The organism is Paenibacillus sp. 01T443 (assembly GCF_056398325.1).
In genome coordinates, this window is sequence record NZ_JBFTPE010000003.1 from 279,844 (window position 1) to 298,513 (window position 18,670).

The 18,670-nt window shown below is 47.4% G+C and carries 10 protein-coding genes; 7 read left to right on the forward strand and 3 right to left on the reverse strand.

Features of this window, described 5'->3' with window-relative positions:
* Positions 1 to 24 precede the first annotated feature (24 nt).
* Positions 25 to 801, forward strand: coding sequence for an ABC transporter ATP-binding protein (locus tag AC1DLI_RS05745; RefSeq protein ID WP_477600470.1), 777 nt, complete (start codon positions 25 to 27; stop codon positions 799 to 801).
* Complete coding sequence (locus AC1DLI_RS05750) at positions 776 to 2,719, forward strand: ABC transporter permease (RefSeq protein ID WP_477600472.1); 1,944 nt, start codon at positions 776 to 778, stop codon at positions 2,717 to 2,719. Before AC1DLI_RS05745 ends, AC1DLI_RS05750 begins: the two co-directional genes overlap by 26 nt.
* Positions 2,720 to 2,788: 69 nt before the next feature.
* Here AC1DLI_RS05750 and AC1DLI_RS05755 read toward each other — a convergent pair whose 3' ends face one another.
* Together AC1DLI_RS05755 and AC1DLI_RS05760 are read right to left on the reverse strand one after the other, a co-directional pair.
* On the reverse strand, positions 2,789 to 3,163 hold the full coding sequence (locus AC1DLI_RS05755; RefSeq protein WP_477600474.1) for a collagen-like protein: 375 nt from the start codon (positions 3,161 to 3,163) through the stop codon (positions 2,789 to 2,791).
* A 98-nt stretch (positions 3,164 to 3,261) separates the two neighbouring features.
* On the reverse strand, positions 3,262 to 4,026 hold the full coding sequence (locus AC1DLI_RS05760) for a VCBS repeat-containing protein (RefSeq protein ID WP_477600476.1): 765 nt from the start codon (positions 4,024 to 4,026) through the stop codon (positions 3,262 to 3,264).
* A gap of 165 nt (positions 4,027 to 4,191) precedes the next feature.
* Between AC1DLI_RS05760 and AC1DLI_RS05765 the strand changes: the two genes are divergently transcribed.
* The 4 genes from AC1DLI_RS05765 to AC1DLI_RS05780 all read left to right on the forward strand — a co-directional run bounded on the left by AC1DLI_RS05765 (position 4,192) and on the right by AC1DLI_RS05780 (position 8,562).
* Positions 4,192 to 5,646: a spore germination protein gene (locus AC1DLI_RS05765; RefSeq protein ID WP_477600478.1), complete on the forward strand. Its 1,455-nt coding sequence runs from the start codon at positions 4,192 to 4,194 to the stop codon at positions 5,644 to 5,646.
* A gap of 17 nt (positions 5,647 to 5,663) precedes the next feature.
* Complete coding sequence (locus tag AC1DLI_RS05770; protein WP_477600480.1) at positions 5,664 to 6,740, forward strand: GerAB/ArcD/ProY family transporter; 1,077 nt, start codon at positions 5,664 to 5,666, stop codon at positions 6,738 to 6,740.
* Complete coding sequence (locus AC1DLI_RS05775) at positions 6,737 to 7,858, forward strand: Ger(x)C family spore germination protein (RefSeq protein ID WP_477600482.1); 1,122 nt, start codon at positions 6,737 to 6,739, stop codon at positions 7,856 to 7,858. Before AC1DLI_RS05770 ends, AC1DLI_RS05775 begins: the two co-directional genes overlap by 4 nt.
* A gap of 116 nt (positions 7,859 to 7,974) precedes the next feature.
* Positions 7,975 to 8,562 carry an NAD(P)H-dependent oxidoreductase gene (locus tag AC1DLI_RS05780; RefSeq protein WP_477600484.1) on the forward strand — a complete coding sequence of 196 codons (588 nt, stop codon included), beginning with the start codon at positions 7,975 to 7,977 and terminating at the stop codon, positions 8,560 to 8,562.
* Between the two features lie 106 nt (positions 8,563 to 8,668).
* Here the strand turns inward: AC1DLI_RS05780 and AC1DLI_RS05785 are convergent, their stop codons facing one another.
* A complete protein-coding gene (locus AC1DLI_RS05785) occupies positions 8,669 to 9,019 on the reverse strand; it encodes a hypothetical protein (protein ID WP_477600486.1) in 351 nt (116 codons plus the stop codon).
* Between the two features lie 199 nt (positions 9,020 to 9,218).
* On the opposite strand from AC1DLI_RS05785, the gene AC1DLI_RS05790 reads away from it, so the two are divergent.
* Complete coding sequence (locus tag AC1DLI_RS05790; protein ID WP_477600488.1) at positions 9,219 to 18,584, forward strand: family 43 glycosylhydrolase; 9,366 nt, start codon at positions 9,219 to 9,221, stop codon at positions 18,582 to 18,584.
* Positions 18,585 to 18,670 lie beyond the last annotated feature (86 nt).

The window sequence follows — 18,670 nt, forward strand, 5'->3', positions numbered from 1 at the left end:
TCAGATTTGGGGAGGAACAAAGCAATGAGCGTACTAAAAGCACAAGGGCTAGGCAAAATATACAGCAGCAAAGGTAACGTTGCATATAAAGCGCTTGAAGATATTGAACTGCAGGTTGAAGCGGGAGAGTTCGTAGGCGTAATGGGACCTTCAGGAAGCGGGAAAACAACTCTGCTAAATTTATTATCAACGATTGATCGGCCAACCTCTGGCGAGATCGAAATCAACGGCGTCAATCCAAGCAAGCTGGCCGATAAGAAGTTGGCTTTATTCCGAAGGCGCGAGCTTGGCTTCGTCTTCCAGGATTTTAATCTTCTGGATACGTTATCGATAAAGGAAAATATCATTTTGCCGCTCGTATTGGAGGGCATAGCACCGAAACTAATTGAGCAGAAGCTGAATCCGCTCGCGGAATTGCTGCAAATCGCATCGATACTAAATAAACGGACCTATGAGGTATCAGGCGGACAGAAGCAGCGAGCTGCGATCGCACGGGCTATTATTCACCAACCTTCGCTTGTGCTGGCCGACGAGCTCACCGGAAATCTGGATTCGAAATCGGCGAAGGATGTCATGGATTCGCTTAAGGATATGAATGAGCGGTTTAAGGCGACAGTGCTCATGGTGACGCATGATCCGTTCTCTGCGAGCTATTGCCAGAGAATCGTATTTATCAAGGATGGGAAGTTTTTCTCGGAAATTCGCCGCGGTTCGAATAGACAAGCATTCTTCCAACAAATTTTAGACGCTCTCAGCGTGCTGGGAGGTAATTTCGATGACGTTCCGTTCGCTCGCGCTTAGTAACATTCGGGGCAACTGGCGATCATACAGCGCATTTTTTCTGAGCAGCGTGTTTTCCGTTATGATCTTTTACATTTATGCGGCATTTCTTTACCATCCCGAGGTAGTGAGCGGCTATATTATGGCGGCATCGAAAATACGTGAAGGCATGGTTTTCTGCGAGTACATTATCGTTATATTCTCGTTTTTGTTTGTACTGTATTCCAATTCCGCCTTTCTAAAGACGAGGCAGCAGGAGTTTGGTTTATTCTCCTTATTCGGCATGACAAGAGTACAGCTGCGAAAGCTGGTCATCTACGAAAATGCCGCGATCGCCTTTTTGGCTATCGTCGTAGGGATCGGACTCGGCATGCTGTTCAGCAAGCTGTTTTTTATGGCTCTATCGGTGCTGTTGAGTTTAGAAAAAACGATTCCTTTTGCAGCGCCTGTTAAAGCGATTGGACTTACCGCAGGCGGATTTTTTGTCCTGTTTATGCTAATTTCCATTTGGACTGCGCTTCGCATCGGCCGTACCGAAATTGTCGATTTGCTGAAAGCCGCGCGCAAGCCAAAGGGGCAGCTCGTATTTTCACCCTGGCTGGTTGCCGTGGCTGTATTCTGTTTAATGGCAGCGTACGGCATGGCCTTGGCCATGAACAGCGGAACTTTTATTATACTGGCACTGCCCATATTGGTTACCGTCGTAATCGGAACTTACTTTCTCTTTACGCAGCTCAGCATATTGCTGCTAAGGTTTATCCAGAAGCGGGCTTCGGTATATTACAAGCGTACGAATATGATTGTTTTCGCCCAGCTTGGCTACAAAATAAGAGACAATGCACGGATTCTTTTTATCGTATCGATTTTGAGCGCCGTCATTATGACCGCCTTAGGAACCGTCTATATTTTGCAGATCGGCGGAAAAAAAGGGATTCTCGAGAACTCGCCTTTCACTCTTGCCTACAGCGAGACGGGCTTAAATACGCATAAAGTCATCGATCCTGCTGAGCTAAAGCGTATCGTCGCCGAGGATGGCTTTCAAATAACGGAAGAAATAAAGGCTGCCGGCGTGCTTATTAATCGTTATTCCGTCCAATGGGGAGACGAGGAGTTCCGCGAATCGGATTTTGATGCGTTGATTCTCTCTGCTACGGATTACAATAAGCTTGCTGAATTAACGAGTCAGCCAAACATTCAACCTGAAAATGGCAAGGTAATTCTAGTTTCGTCATTTTCCAGAAAGGATACAAATCCGACCGGCGTTGTAAAAGGGAGCATCAACGGCAAAGCAACACAATTCGAAATTAGCGGCGTGAATGAAGCGACGGTAATGAACGGGCTTCAGAGCAATTATTACACGTTCGTAATGGATGATTTCTCCTATATGGAGCTGTTATCGGGCGTGYCGGAGGAACAGCTGTTTACGATGTACGGCTACGAGCTGAGTGATTGGGAGAATTCAGCTGCGACTGCTGATAAGCTGAGTAAGCTGGTGCCTGAAGAACTCCAAGGTCAAATAGATTTTAGGCGCGCAGGCCATTTGGAACAAATAAACGAGACGGTTTCATTAACGCTGTTTATAGGTATGTTCATCAGCTTGTTATTTTTTATCGCTTCCGGCAGTATGATTTATTTCAAGCTCTTTACTGAGCTGCAGGAGGATCAAGCACAGTTTAGAGCTCTGACCCGAATCGGCATGACGAAGGGCGAGATTCGAAAAATCGTTGTTACGCAAGTCGGCATCGTGTTCTTTGTTCCTGTTGTCGTCGGTATTTCTCACGCTTTATTTGCGATGCAAGCACTCGATAATATGATGGAATCCTCTAACTGGATCTATTCCTTTATCGTTATCGGCATTTATATTGCGATGCAGACGCTGTACTTCCTTGTCGCATGCAGCAGTTATATGAAGAGCATGCTTCGCGGTGCAAGCGCATAGTCGATATCAAATGAAAACGGCTTCCTTCTCATGATTGAGAGGAAGCCGTTTTGAATATATAAGAGGGGTTTAGCTGCAAGTAAAAGAGCTGATTTGACGCAAATCAATCCCCATATACATCCATGATCTTCCAAACCAACGGAAGCCGGCGACAGAATTCCGCCCAACAAATACGGGGAAAAACCAAAAGCCTTGACCATTTTGAAGCCAAACAAAGGTATTTCTGAACAAACAACCGGAAATAGCGCCAGGATCAACGGCGAACAAGGACGGAGAAGGCTGCTGCGGCGTAAACGAAGGGGGCGGCGCAGTTGGCGCTCCCATCATGCCTGGTTGTCCTTGCGGCCCTTGAGGCCCTTGAGGTCCTTGTGGGCCAAACGGCCCGATCGGTCCAAACGGTCCAAACGGTCCCGGAGGCGGGCCGGGAGGAGGCATAAATGACATGGATAATCACTCCTAATCAATTGGGCTAGAGCATTGTATGCAAAAGGGACTTACAAGGATTGGGCCATTTTACTATTCGCGCCATAACGCCAAAAGGATTAGAAATGGGAGATGAGCTTCGTGCCAAGAATGGCAACGGTCAGCCTGGAGGATGTAAAGGAGCTTCCTTCCCAGCTCAATAGATTCTCCACATATCCTAGCGTATCGGCGTTTGTTGGTCCGATAATGCGCTGGAGAGCAAGCAAATCAAAGGATATGCGATTTTCATTTGTCACGATCGGGTTCAATGCCGCAATCGCAAGCACCTCGCCCTGAACGGGCTTTTTTAATTTTCCGTTTTCTTTGTAAAGCTCATTTAAGTAACGGCTTCCTTTACCGCTGATATCAATCAAGAACAGAACATCAAGCTGGGGACTCGATACAGCTACCTTGTAGTGGTCTTCAAAGTTGACGCGAAACTTGTACTCCTGATTATAGTCTTCCGAATCAAACCGTTTGCGCAGCGTGTTGTTCGCAAAGGAGTAGATATAGAAGGTTCCGTACCCTCCGCTTCCCCCGGAATCAATGCTCACGAGAATATCCGGAATTTTATTCTGATCGAAATCGCCAAGCAGCACCGAGGCATTGTACCCGGCATTATTTTGCAAAGCAACGACAATTCGTTTCTGGGAATAGCCGTCCTGAATGACAAGCTTGATCTGATCGGCGAAAATACCGGATGGGCCATCCGGTTTATGTCCTATTAAGTAAACATGATCGGGTATGCCGTCTCCGTTTATATCGCCTTGCTTCATATCAAGCAAAAATTCATCTCTTGAAAAGCCGTTCTGTTGAATGCGGTGTGTATGGAAAGATGAATGCATGACCATTCCTCCAAGCAGCAATTTACAGTTCTCCTGTCTATACCTATGCAGGAGTATGCGTTTTGGATTGTGCGGATGCCCATTTCAAAGACATAGGCTGGAGTATAATTCCGTTAAATATGACCACATTGAATAGATAACGGAGAGAGATAAGCGAGGAATGAAATGAGTCATAAAGATGAAACTATGGCACAGGAAGACATTCAGGACCAAATCCAAAGCCCTTCATTTGAGCATACGATAAACGAGTTTAAAGATTGTGCAGATATCATTTGTCGAACGATGCCTGACCTTCAAATTCAAATGGTGTATTTTGGGCATTTAATGGGGAGTACAGAGTTTTCGCGTGAAATTGCAATACCTTTTGCAAATGTTAAAGAGAATGAAGTATCGCAGCTGTTACAACATTCACAATTTATAGAAATGACAGATTCCGATACTTTAATCAACAACATATTAAACGGTGCAGTAGCCATTTTCCATCAAGGAAAAAGCTATGCCATTAGTGTATTCAAGCCCGACTCCCGCGCCATTTCAGAATCGGAAACCGAGGTTGTCATTACGGGGCCGCATGATTCTTTTGTAGAAGCTGCGGCAATAAACCTGTCTCTCATAAGACGACGGGTTAAAAGCCCTCGTCTTAAAGTATTGAAATGCGAGGTTGGGGAAGTAACAAAAACCGATGTTTATATCCTCTATATCGATGGTATTGCCAATATGGATTATGTGAAAGAATTCGTGAAACGAATCGAAATCATTGAAGTGGATGCGATTCATGATGGGACGATGCTCGTTCAATACATTGACGATGCCCCCAACTCGATATTTCCGCAGTTTCCGACGACGGAGAGAGCAGATTCAGCCGTTTCCAAGCTTGTGGCAGGGAGAATTGTAGCGATTGTTGACGGGAGTCCTTCCGTTATTTCGGCACCCGCTTCCTTCTTCGAATTTTTCTCTTCACCGGATGATTATTACCAGAGATGGGCTCTAGGCACTGCAACGCGGCTGCTTCGATTTGCCGCCTTCATCATTACGATTTCATTTACAGCGTTATATGTTTCCGTCACTACGTTTCATTATGAGATGGTCCCCGAGGACTTATTGCTTACCTTAACCGAATCAAGGAGCAGGGTTCCTTTTCCGCCGATTTATGAGGCTTTATTGCTCGAAGTAACGATTGAGCTATTAAGGGAAGCGGGAGCCAGGCTCCCGTCCAAAATCGGCCAAACGATCGGTATCGTTGGCGGTATCGTGATCGGACAAGCCGCTGTTCAAGCGGGGTTGACCAGCAATATTTTAATTATTGCGGTAGCATCGTCTGCCATTGCGTCCTTTGTGATCCCCAGTTATATGATGAGCGCATCAATACGGCTGGCACGATTCGGACTTATTTTGCTCGCGGGTTTATTGGGTAATTTTGGGTTAATGATCGGAGTTGGACTGATGGTCATCCATTTATCCGGCTTGACCAGTCTAAAGAGTTCGTATTTGACGCCTATTGCTCCAAATAAAACGGGTGATTGGCGCGATACCTTTATAAGAGCGCCATTCTGGATGCTCATAAAAAGACCAACCCAATCCAAGACGCCAAATCCAGTGAAAAATAAAATGAAGCAATAAAGGGAAGTGGCCATTCATTGAAGGAGAAATTATACCCTTTCCATACCGCAATCTTGATTTATATGATCCAGACCGGCGTGGTTATTATGAGCCTGCCTCGTTTATTGGCCGAAAACTTCGGATATAACGGATGGATCGGATTGCTAATCATTTCTTTCTTGGTCAATGTTAATATATACATCATCTCACTGGTATATCGAATGGGGAAGGGGAAATCCATTTTTCAAATCTTAGAAAGCGTCATTCCTAAATTTATCCTTGTTCCCATATATGCGATACTAATCGGAATTTGGACGCTTACGGGTTCTATGGTCGTTAAAAACTATGTTTATATTTTTCAGATCGTATCCTATAATACGACCCATCCGATGCTCTTAAAGCTGCTGATCGACGTTCTTTGCTTCTTGCTCGTGATTAAAGGAATTTACAATATGTCAAAAGCGGCAACAAGCTTTTTTTGGATAACGATGTGGATGGTGCTGCTTCAGCTCTTTTTTATAAAGGATTTTGATTGGGCAAGGCTGACACCGTTTATATTTAAAGGAGATACTCATTTCATAGAAGGCGGATTTTTAGTATTTACCGCTTTTTTGGGATATGAGCTTTGTATGCTTCTGTTTCCGTATGTTGAAAACAACAAAAAGTTTATAAAGGCTGTCGTCGCAGGCAATGTTCTGACTACGCTGTCCTATGTCGTTTTTTGTTTCATCTGTTTCGGATTTTACAGCTTCGACCAGCTGAAAAATATGGTTTATCCGCTTCTTGATCTGCTGTCCTACATTCGGTTGCCCTTTATCGAGCGAATCGAAAATTTATTATACAGCTTTTTCTTATTTACGACGCTCATTACCGTGGCTCTTTACACCTGGTCGGCTCAATTGGCCGTCAGCCGGATGCTGCCCAAAATGAATGTGAATCTTATCATCCTCATCCTTATTGCAATCGGTTATGCAGTCGCATGGATTCCGGATACATTAATGGAAGTGGGACAGTGGCTGCAATATTTAGGTATGGCGGAGCTGATGGTTGCGTTTGGCCTGCCTATATTACTCATATTCATTCTTCTTGCTTTTAAAGGAGCCCGATCATCATGAGAATGGTATTCCAGTTGGGAGTTATCAGCCTGTTCTTTCTATTTCTGATCGGATGTAAAGATCAGCGAATTCTGGAAAAGCAGGGCTTTATGCAAACTGCAGGCTATGACCTGCTCCAGAAGGATGAAGAAAATTTAGATGATGAATTGTTAGTTACCGTAGATATTCCCAAGGCAGACCCCGAAGGGAAAATGCTCAGGGAAACGTTATCTGCTACTGCTTACTCAGGCAAAGAAGCAAAAATTAAATTTTCGGAACAGACAGAGCTCAACCTTGTAAGCGGGCAATTAAGGGATACATTATTTGGGCTTACGCTGGCTAAGAGAGGTATTTGGGAGCATATCGAAAGTTTGATTCGAGATCCTTCTATTTCCCAGAACGTGAAGGTGGTAGTCGTTAACGGAAGCGCGCATGATTTAATCGTCAAAAACTATACGCAGCATCCCCGTACCAGCCAATATGTCGACAGAATGCTGGAAAAGGAAGCGGGATCCAGTCAAATTCCAGTTGTGACGATCTACGATTTCGCAAGGGATTATTTTGATGACGGAATAGATCCGGTCGCACCGATTCTTAAAGAGACTGCCAAAAATATTACAATGGATGGTATTGCCTTATTTAATAAGGATAGATATGTCACCAAAATAGAGCCGGAAAAATCGCTTATATTTTCGATCCTGCGGCAAAACTTCAAAAAAGGAGAAATCAGCATTAATTTAGGCAAGGTGGATGGAAAGACAGAGCGTCTTCTGTTTAACTCTGTCATTAATGATCGAGAGATTCATGTAAAACGAATCAAAGACGAGTCATTTTCCGTCGAATTTCGAATTGATATTAAAGGTTCTGTTTTAGAATATTTAGGAAAGTATCAGCTTAACAAGGACAAAGACCGTCAGGCGGTAGAGAAACAGATGTCTGAGTATATCATGAAAGAAGCTGAATCGATGGTTAAGCTGATGCAGAAAAACAAAGTGGACAGTCTTGGCATCGGCAAATATGTTAGAAACAGCCTCAGCTATGAGGAGTGGAGTGCCCTGGATTGGAATGAGGTTTATTCTAACCTGGATGTACGCTGCACAGCGAAGGTCGTCATTAAGGATTTTGGGAAGTTCAAATAACGCTGCATCGTCCTTCTTACTAATGGTAAAGCCAGCAGGTCGGCCCTACATAATGCATTGAGATTAGGCAACACTAAGGCCGACCGATTCTCATATCTGCGGAGGTGTCGCTAATCATGAAGCATTTAATCATTTATTGTCATCCGAATCCGGACAGCTTTAACAATGCGATCGTCGATGCGTTTATCGGATCGCTCAAGGAACAGGGGCATGAAGTCATTGTGAGGGATTTGTATGCGATGAGATTTGATCCCGTGCTCAAAGCGAATGATTTCGAGGCTTTGCGCGCAGGCAATATCCCAGCGGATATCAAAACGGAGCAGGAGCATGTGAAATGGGCAGATGCCTTTACCATGGTGTACCCCATTTGGTGGACCGGTCTGCCGGCACTTATTAAAGGATATATTGACCGTGTGTTTTCCTACGGTTTCGCTTACGTTTACGGGGAGAACGGGACTATAAACAAGCTTCTAACCGGTAAAAAAGGACTTATTATTAATACGCATGGAACGCCTTCGGATATCTATAGCAAGACAGGCATGTACGATGGGCTCATAATAACATCGGACACCGGTATTTATGAATTTTGCGGCATCGAACCGGTGGGGCATATTTTCTTCGGCAGCGTGCCGCAAATTGACGATGACGCCCGCAAGCAAATGCTTGAGGAAGTGAAGGGAAAAGCGGTAAGTTTGTTTGAATAAGCCGTATGGAGAGCTAGTAAGTAATACGCAATGATAACGGCAAAAAAAGGTGCGCTAAAAGGTCTGAATGACCTTTGTTGGCGCATCTTTTTTTTATGTTATGAGTTTAGCGCTCATAGCCGGGATAATTGTAATCGGTATCCTCCAGCTTGGCCAAAATGTTCATCTGACGGATATGGGATCTGGTTTCATCCGTGCCGAGCTCATATATGGCGTGATAGACCTTAATCAAGTCCTCATTAAATTTATCCGTCGCTTTGTCATGATCCGAGGATTTGTAGGGGATTGGAGCCCGGAACTGCGTGATCTCATCATCCCGCTGAATCTGGTCCAGCTGCTGCTGGAGCTCATTCATCTCGTCAGGCGTTCCTACCACTGTCAGTTGGTCATTAATAGACGGCTCAGGCTCGATCCGCTTTCCGGATATAGATACATAGTACAATTTTCTCTGTGTCATGGCCCTCACTCCTCTAGATATTCATTACTAAGTAATAAAACAAGTTTGAAGCCGCTGAAACATCGAAGCAGTGCTGAATTTTAAATAAAATAGCATTTTATTGCAAATACTTGTCTTCCTGTTTTACCTATAATGGATGAATAATGATTTCTAAACGAACTTGGTTTAGTGTCTTATCCATAGGGAGGGAATAGAACAAGTGCAGAAATTTCTGATCAGGAAGAAAGGTAATTCATTTCATGCTATCATGTCTTGTTTATTATGCGTTTGCTTGTTAGTTACCTTTGTGCCGTCCATGCCGGCGGTGTCTGCCGCTGAAGGGCAGCCGCTGGCCGTATTCACGGATGACTTTAACGACGGCAATGCTGATGATTGGGATAAATACGGCTCGGATAATGCGGGCAATCGCGGGGTATGGGCGGTAAACCAAGCGAAGGAATACAGTATTAACGGCGCTCCTGGAGCCAAAACGGTTGCAGGCAGCACTTATTTTACCGATCTGGTCTATGAGGCGGACCTGCGGGTAACCGGCTTCAATTCAGACATGACGGGCGTTCTATTCCGGACAACCCAACTTTCCGATAACACGCTTGACGGCTATAATGGCTATTTTGCGGCGATAACGGTCGACAAAAAAGCGGTACTCGGCCGTGTGACCGGGAATAACGAGTGGAAGGAGCTGGGCCGTGTAGGGATCCCTTGGACCAGCGGCAAGATTAAGGTTGTAGCTGTCGGCAATCACATTCAAGTTTACGTGAATGATATGGTTACTCCAAAGATCGATGTTATCGACGATGACGGCAAACAAATCGTGACGGGAGGCGCAATCGGCCTTCGTACCTGGTGGGGAACAAGTACAATCGATAACATCAAAGTAAGGGAATATTCCGTAGAGGCGGCTGCTTCGCCGCAATTCAGCCTGGCAAGCGGAAGCTATGAGACACAGCAAACCGTCGCAATGACATCGGCCACGCCGGATGCTGTAATTAGATATACGCTTGACGGTAGTGAGCCGAATGCAGCTTCCCCTGTGTATACCTCGCCTTTCGTCGTAACGTCAGCGGTAGGCATTAAGGCATATGCGGAGAAAGTCGGACATATGGCGTCCGATACTGTAAGCGCTCTCTATGTGATCGCAGCAAGCACGATCCTGCTTGAAGAATCGTTCGAGGTTGGCAATGCGGAAGGCTGGACCACGTATACAGGTGTTCAAAACGGGGCTTGGTCCGTTGTAGACGGCCGGTATAACGTTCAAAATCCGCGGGGCGACAAAGCTATGATTCAGGCTGCGCCTGAAAACTTTGTATGGGAAGGCGATATTAATGCCGGCAGCAGCGGGCAGGACAACGGCCTTGTGTTCCGGGTAACCGCTCCTGGTAACGGTGCGGATCGTATGAACGGCTATTATGTTGGTTTTAATTTAAAGGGATTTGTGCAAATTGGGAAAATGAATGCGGATGCGAACAATGGAAACGGTTCGTGGATGGAGGTAGCCAAAGCGGCTGCGGAAGTATATCCGAATCAAGATAACCATCTGAAAATAATCGGAATCGGTACGACTTATTACGTTTATGTGAATGGCAAGCTGACGACGCAATTCACAGATGCGGATTATACTGCGGGGACGGTAGGAATTAGGGCATGGAACGACGGCAGCAAGGTTTCTTATGACAACCTGAAGCTGACAGGCTTAACATCGATTGCAGAGCAAGCTGCTCCGCCGGTGTTTGAACCGCAAAGTGCAAATTTTGCCGAGTCGCAGCAGGTTGTTATAGCAAGTCCAACAGAAGGAGCTGTCATCTATTATACGACGGACGGAAGCGAGCCAACTCATGCTTCTGCCGTTTATAACGGGCCGATTACGGTAACGGAAACGACGACTGTGAAAGCAATCGCTGGTAAAGGCGGCTTGTTTGATTCCGCTGTCCGCAGCGGAGTGTATACCAAAACCAGCCCGGGCTTTTCAGAAAACTTCGAAGACGGCAACGCGGACGGATGGTCCGTCTATGGGGGGACTTGGAATGTTTCCGCTGGAAAGTACAGCGTAAACAAAGGGGCTGGCTTCAAGGCAGTAGCGAATGGCACTAACTATAGCAACTTCGTATATGAGGCGGACATTCAAATTAACGGTGGTGCCGGCCCTGATAATGCGGGCTTAATCTTCCGGGTGAGCAATCCATCCGTCGGAGCCGACAATTTAAAAGGCTATTATGCCGGCATTGGCATGAATAACCGGGTTCAGGTCGGCAGGCTGAATAACAATTGGACGGAACTGGCTTCCATTCCTTTTACCGTCAAGCTGAATACGGTCTACCGGATGAAGGTAGTTGCCGAAGGACGCAATATCGAAGTGTACATCAACGATGAAATAGTCGTCAGTGTCGTCGATCGGATGTTTACGGAAGGAGCTGTCGGCATAAGGTCGCATTTCCTGAACACTTCGTACGACAATCTTTTGGTAACTGACACAGGGCCTGTCACGCAGCCAACCTATGATTGGTCTTGGGTGAAGGGAGCCGTATTCGTTCCGACGAATGTAGTCAATCAAATCCAGCAATGGAATGAGTATGACCATGACATTAATGACAGGGAGCTTTCCTACGCCCATGACTACGGCATTAATTTTGTGCGGGTGTTCGTCCATAACCTCCTTTGGGAAAATGACAAGGAAGCGCTGCTCGCTAATTTGGAGGATTTCCTTCAGCTGGCGGATAAGTATGACATCAAAGTGGAGCTGGTTTTCTTTGATGATTGCTGGAATGATTACCCTGTATTCGGACCGCAGCAGGCACCAAGGTATGGGGCCCATAACAGCCGCTGGGTAGAGGGACCGGGAGATGCGGTCAAATCGAATTATGGCGCTAATAAACAAAAACTGAAGGAATACGTTCAGGGCATTGTCAATGCGCATAAGGATGATCCGAGAATCGCGTTCTGGAACGTCTATAACGAGCCGAGCAACGGTGAAAGCGGCTTGATGGATGTGGTGACGAAACAAATTATGAACGATGCGCGGATTTGGATTAAAGAAACGGGCTCAACCCTGCCAATCTCATCGACGGGAGGACAATTCTCCGGCGGTCCGTTCTCTGATTTCATCACTTGGCATCCGTATGAATCGGATTATCCGACGCCATTTGGCGTAAGCAAGGAAGTGCTTGCCGATGAGCTGATGAACAGATTGACTCAAACCCTTCCGGGCGTAGTTGAGAACTACGGCGGCAGAGGTATGGGGTATGTGATTTGGGAGCTGGGCATCGGCCGCTCCAATACGAGATTCCCATGGGGCTCGGATGTAACGCCGCTAACCTCGGAGCCAGAGGTACCGTTCCACGGCATTGTGTATCCGGATGGCCATCCTTGGGATGTGAATGATGTTAAAGCGCTGCTGGGCGATGGCTTCGAATCCTTACCAGTGTTCAACGTTCAATATTATAAGGACGACAATTTCTCGCAATTGGCCAAAAAATCGATTACGACAAGAATAGATTTTGATCTTGGCAACGAGAAAGGCACAGGCTCTCCGGATCCGACGGCAGGCATTGGCGAGGATCATTTCTCAATCCGCTGGACAGGAACGATCATGCCGGAGCAGACAGGGGAATACACCCTTTATGCAGACAGTGATAATATCGCAAAAGTCTGGGTAAACGGCGAACAGGTTATTGATAAAACCAGCCTCGCAAGGGAAGAGGTTAGTGCCAAGCTGAACTTGATAGCAGGCCAAAAGCTTCCGGTTAAAATTGAATATGTGCACGCAACGGGTGATGCCAGCTTGCATCTGAAATGGTCCGCAGCGGGGATGCCTAAGCAAGCTATGCTTCCGATCTATTCCGGAAAAAGCGTAGAATCGGTCGCGATTACACCGGAATCCGTAAGCTTGAAGGTGGATCAAACGAAACAGCTGATTCCGGTGCTTACGCCAGTAGATGCATCGAAGCAGGAAGTGCTTTGGAGCTCCGATAAGCCCGGAGTCGCAGTTGTTAGCGCAAGCGGCGTGGTTAAGGGCGTGAGCCCTGGTACGGCAACGATAACCGTAACGACGGTTGACGGCGGCAAAACCGCAACGGCTGAGATCTCGGTTGCGGCCAGCACGCTTTTCCAAAATCCGATCGTGCCGGTAGCCGGAGGTGCGGGTTCGGCTGATCCGAGTATCGTCTTTAAGGATGGTTACTATTACTATGTGAAATCGGAGAAGGATTCTTCTCTGCAGGTGGCAAAATCAAAAAGGCTCCAGGATATCGGTACGGCTCCGCGCGTGACAGTATATACGCCGCCAAGCGGCACGATGTATTCAAAGGAGCTTTGGGCGCCGGAGCTGCAATATTTGAATGGAAAGTGGTATATCTATTTCGCAGCGGACGACGGCAATAACAACAACCATCGCATGTACGTGCTGGAAGGCATGTCACAGGACCCGCAGGGTGAATACGCATTCAAAGGAAAAATAGCGGATGCGACGGATAAATGGGCGATTGACGGCTCCGTCTTGGTTAAGGACGATCAAACGATGTATTTTGTTTGGTCAGGCTGGGAAGGCGATGTCAATGTGCGCCAAAATCTTTATATCGCTCCGATGAGCAATCCTTGGACGATTAGCGGTCCCCGCGTGCTGATATCGACTCCGGATCAGGCTTGGGAGCTGAATGGTTCGCCATTCATCAATGAAGGTCCCGAGGTGCTGAAGAAAAACGGGAAAATCTTTATCGTTTATTCGGCAAGCGGCAGCTGGACGGATGATTATACGCTTGGCATGCTGACGAATACGGATGGCGATGTGCTGAACGCGTCTTCATGGACGAAGAGCGGGCCCGTATTCAGCAAAGTGCAAAAGGCTTACGGTCCAGGACATAACACGTTCACAACCTCGCCGGATGGCACAGAAGACTGGATTGTTTACCATGCAACCCTAAACAGCGGCGGAAGCTGGGCAAACCGAAGCGTGAGAGCGCAGAAGTTTACATGGAATCCAGACGGCACGCCGAATTTTGGAACACCGGTTGCTTACGGCGAGCAGATTGAGCAGCCTTCAGGCACGCCTGCCGCTCCGCGATATAAATTAGAAGCCGAGGATGCCGTGCTTGGTGGCACAGCCAAAGCAGGCGATTCAGGAAATGCATCGGGCGGTAAGGTAGTCGGCCATTTGGACGCGCCGGGCAGCGATTATGTAGAATTTAACGTTAACGTGCAGCATGCCGGCGATTACAACTTGGTTGTTATGGCTGATAACGGCAGTGCCGGAGGAGCGATCGCGAAGCATGCCGTAAAGGTTAATGGCGGTGCTGAACAAGAGATCGCGTACAAAAACTTCGGTTGGAACCAAATTAACCCGTCATCTATGGATGTAACGCTGCAATCGGGAATAAATACGATTCGCTTGGCAAAGAAAACGAATTTTGCTCAGCTGGATTCGATCATATTAACACGAATTCTGGAAGAGGTAGGCTCAGAGCCGGTAACCTCGCTCCGGGTAGATCAACCAAGCTTGACCGTGACTGCAGGGGATTCCGCGGCTATCGTCGCTTCGGTCCGCCCAATCATGGGGACGAATAAAAATGTGATTGTCACTTCTTCCAATCCTGAGGTGGCTGGCGCAGCGGTAACGAGCAAGGATACCGCATCGGGAAGCATCATGATTACGGTCAATGGGTTGCAGAAGGGTACAGCCCAAATCAAAGTAGTAAGCGCGGATAATGATGCGATTATTGCAGAGAGCACCGTGATCGTCCGCGGGGAAGCAGGCGAGCCTAATCTAGCCGGGTATACGGTAGATCAGTTCGACAACACGACGCTGGACAGCGGGGTATGGTCGATTTTCCAAGAGAGCGCAGGCAATTGGAGCTTAACTCAAAACCCTGGCTCGATGACGATCCATACGACGGCTACAGATGTATATCAAGACAATAATTCGCAAAATAACGTGTTCCTTAGAAATGTCCCGGGAGACGGCGATTTTGAGATCGTTACGAAAGTAACGGCGCCCATTGCCAAAAACCACCAGCAGGCAGGATTGTTCATTTGGCAAAATGCGGATAATTTCATCAAGCTTGCCCATGTTTGGGTAAATGGCAGCGCTGTAGAAACCGCCTATGAAATAAACCGCGTGTATCAACAACCGGCTAATCAAGTTAAACATCCGGGCGGAGATACCATGACGCTTAAAATCCGGAAGATCGGAGACCGCTATACGACCTATTATTGGGACGGATACGAATGGATACAAGCGGCTGCTGCCGTAACAGCGAATCTTACGAATATTAAAATCGGATTTTTCGCGAACAACATCGTTGCCGGGAATGATCGGATCAATGCGAAGTTCGAGTATTTCGCGGTAAGAGCGATTCAGGGCGGCGTGGACCTGGCGCCTAAGACGCTAACACTTGAAGCAGGAGAAACGAGTCAGCTAACGAATTTAGGCGCAAGCGGCACCGAAGTGATCTGGACATCCTCGAATCCGGATATCGCTGCCGTGAATGCGGAAGGTTTGGTAGAAGCGAAGACTTCTGGAAGAGCCGTTATTAAGGCAGTATCTCTTTCCGGAGATTTTAGCGGGCAGGCCGTCGTAAATGTACGGGAGCAGACGCCGCCTCCAAGCGTATTGTTCGAGGAGGACTTTACCAGCTACAACGAAGGCAGCTGGGGCACTTACGGAGGAGAATGGAAGTCCGCAAACGGCGTTTATTCGGTAAACGCGGGAACCGGGTACAAATCGGTACTGCAAGAACGTAAATTTACCGATTTCAAGCTTGAGGCAGACGTGAAAATCGTAAGCGGAAACGAAGCGGGCCTTATTTTCAGGGCATCCGGGCTTGGTGTCGGACCTGATGCTTTGGAAGGGTACTATCTAGGCATTAATGCGGCTACGCATACAGCCGTGCTTGGGGAAATGAGCGGCGGCAAATGGAAGGAAATCGCTTCGAAGAGGCTTCCGATCTTTACGAATGTCTCTTACAAAATAAAGGTCATTGCCGATCAAAACCACATTCAAGTCTTTATTAACGATAACCCGCTAAACGTAAACGGTTATCCTAAATTTGATTTGCTGGACAGCACGCATGTCGCAACGGGCTTTATCGGCTTCAGAACATGGAATGCGAATGCCGAGTTTGATAATGTGAAGGTCAGCTCGTACTCGGAAAATCTAACCGAACCGACCTATACGAATTCATTGCTTGGAAACATCGCGGATCCGTTCGTGCTGTCACATGAGGGAATGTATTATCTCTACGGCACAAACACGACGGCAGGCGGAATGAGGGATGGATTCAAGGTGTACACGTCTGAGGATCTGGTCCATTGGTCAGAGCATGACCAATTGGCGCTTTCGAACGAAGATTCATGGGGCAGCACCAATTTTTGGGCACCGGAGGTCATTGAACGCGAAAGCAAATTCTACATGTACTATGTAGTAGAAGAGCATCTGGCGGTTGCAACAAGCGACTCGCCGCTTGGACCATTTGTCCAAGACGTGCAAGAGCCTATGCATGCGACGAAAGAGATCGACGCGCATATCTATACGGATGAAGATGGAAAAACGTATATTTATTTTGTCCGCTTCAACAACAACAATGAAATCTGGGTAGCTGAGTTGAACGACGATATGAAAACGATGAAAGACGAGACGCTGCAGAAGGTGTTTAGCCCGACCCAAGAGTGGGAGCTGAGTCAGAAGCCGCCAGTCGCGCAAATTAATGAGGGACCGTTCGTCATCAAGCATAATGGAACCTATTATATGACGTATTCCGGCAATCACTTCCAAAGCCCGGATTACGGCGTAGGGTACGCGACTGCACCGACTCCAACGGGACCTTGGACAAAATATGAGTATAATCCGATCATGAAATCGAATGTCATCGTGCCTGGCGCAGGTCATCATTCCTTGGTCTACTCGCCAGACGGCACAGAGCTGTTTATGGTGTATCACACGCATTACAATGTTGACCAAACCGAACCAAGAAAGCTCGCGATTGACCGCGTACAATTTGTTAAGACGGCAGATGGCCTGGATGTGATGGAGGTATGGGGTCCGACGATCACGCCTCAGCTTATGCCTTCTAACCAAAAACCACCTGTAGAGGTGCCGGTGCTGTCCGTTGAAGTCACAGGGGAGGACGGGGCAACAACGATTACTGAAAATGATGGTAAGCTGCAGCTGCATGCTTCCGTATTGCCGGAGGATGCGACGGATAAAAGCGTAGCATGGGCCATCGTAAGCGGAGAAGCCTATGCGACAATCTCGTCAACCGGTTTGCTCTCGGCAGCAGCGGACGGAACGGTCATCGTAAAAGCCGTATCAATCAGCACGCCGGCTGTTTATGGGACGATTTCGATTACGGTTACGGGACAAACAACGGGCGGCGAACCGAATGTGCCTCCTGTCGTGACACCGCCGGCGGATGCTCAAGCGGAAATTGACGGCAATACGCTGAAGCTTCCTGCAGGTAAGCCAAATGGTGAAGGATTGCTTGCGGTCGCGGTTTCAAGCACGGACTTTAATAAGCTGCTCGCACAGGCAGCAGGTGAAGGGATTCATGTAGAGGTTCGCGGCTTTGAAGCAGCGAAGGAAGTATCCTTGGCCTTTACGGACGGTCAGCTGGAGGCAGCGGCAGCTAAAGGAGTCAAGAGCCTAACCGTTGATTTGGGCCTTGCATCGTTTACCTTTAATCCGAGATCTTTCACAAGCCATGAAGACCCGATGGCAAAAATCGTCTGGTCAGTATCGAAATCGGATACCGCTTCATTGCCTGCTGAGACAAAAGCGTTACTCGGAAATAAACCTTTGTTTGATTTCAAGGCAGCCATTAACGGCGTAAACGTTACTGCATTCAGCGGTGAGCCGATTAAAGTTATGCTGGATTACGATCTCCAGCCTAATGAAGATCCTAACCTCGTCGTTGTGTACTATATCAACGAGAGCGGCAAGCCTGAAATCGTGAAAAATGCAAAATACATCGCGGAAACAGGCAAGGTTGCCTTTACGGTGTCCCACTTCAGTAAGTATGCAGCTTTGCATAAGAAGGTCATCTTTAGCGATCTTGCGAAAGCGGCGTGGGCTAGAACGAGCATTGAAGCATTGGCGGCCCGTGAAATGATTAACGGAGTAGGCGATGATCGATTTGCGCCAAGCGATAAGGTTACAAGAGCGCAATTCATTACGATGCTGATGAGAGCCTTATCATTATCAGCTGCAGATGCGACTAGCTCATTTACCGATTTGCAGCAAGGGGCCTGGTACTATGAGGCGGTAGCTGCGGCGCAAAAGCTTGGCATTGTACAAGGCAAGCAGGATGGCAGCTTCGGCATTAACGAAGCTATCAGCAGGGAAGAAATGGCGGTTATGGCGTACCGTGCTGCGAAGGCAGCGGGATCTGCTCTTGCCGGGGATGGCACAGTTCAACCATTTGTGGATCAAGCCCAAATTAGCGCTTACGCAGCTGAGAGTGTTGCAGCGATGCAGCAAGCAGCTATCATTAACGGGAAAGGCAATGACCGCTTTGCTCCGAAAGAGACAGCAACAAGAGCGGAGGCGGCGAAAATCATTTACAGCTTGTTCCAAATGCTGTAAGCGAATGAACGGGCTTTAATACCAGGATGAAAGACACCCTTTAGGTATAACAGAGAAATAACGGCAAGCCGGTTATTTCTCTGTTT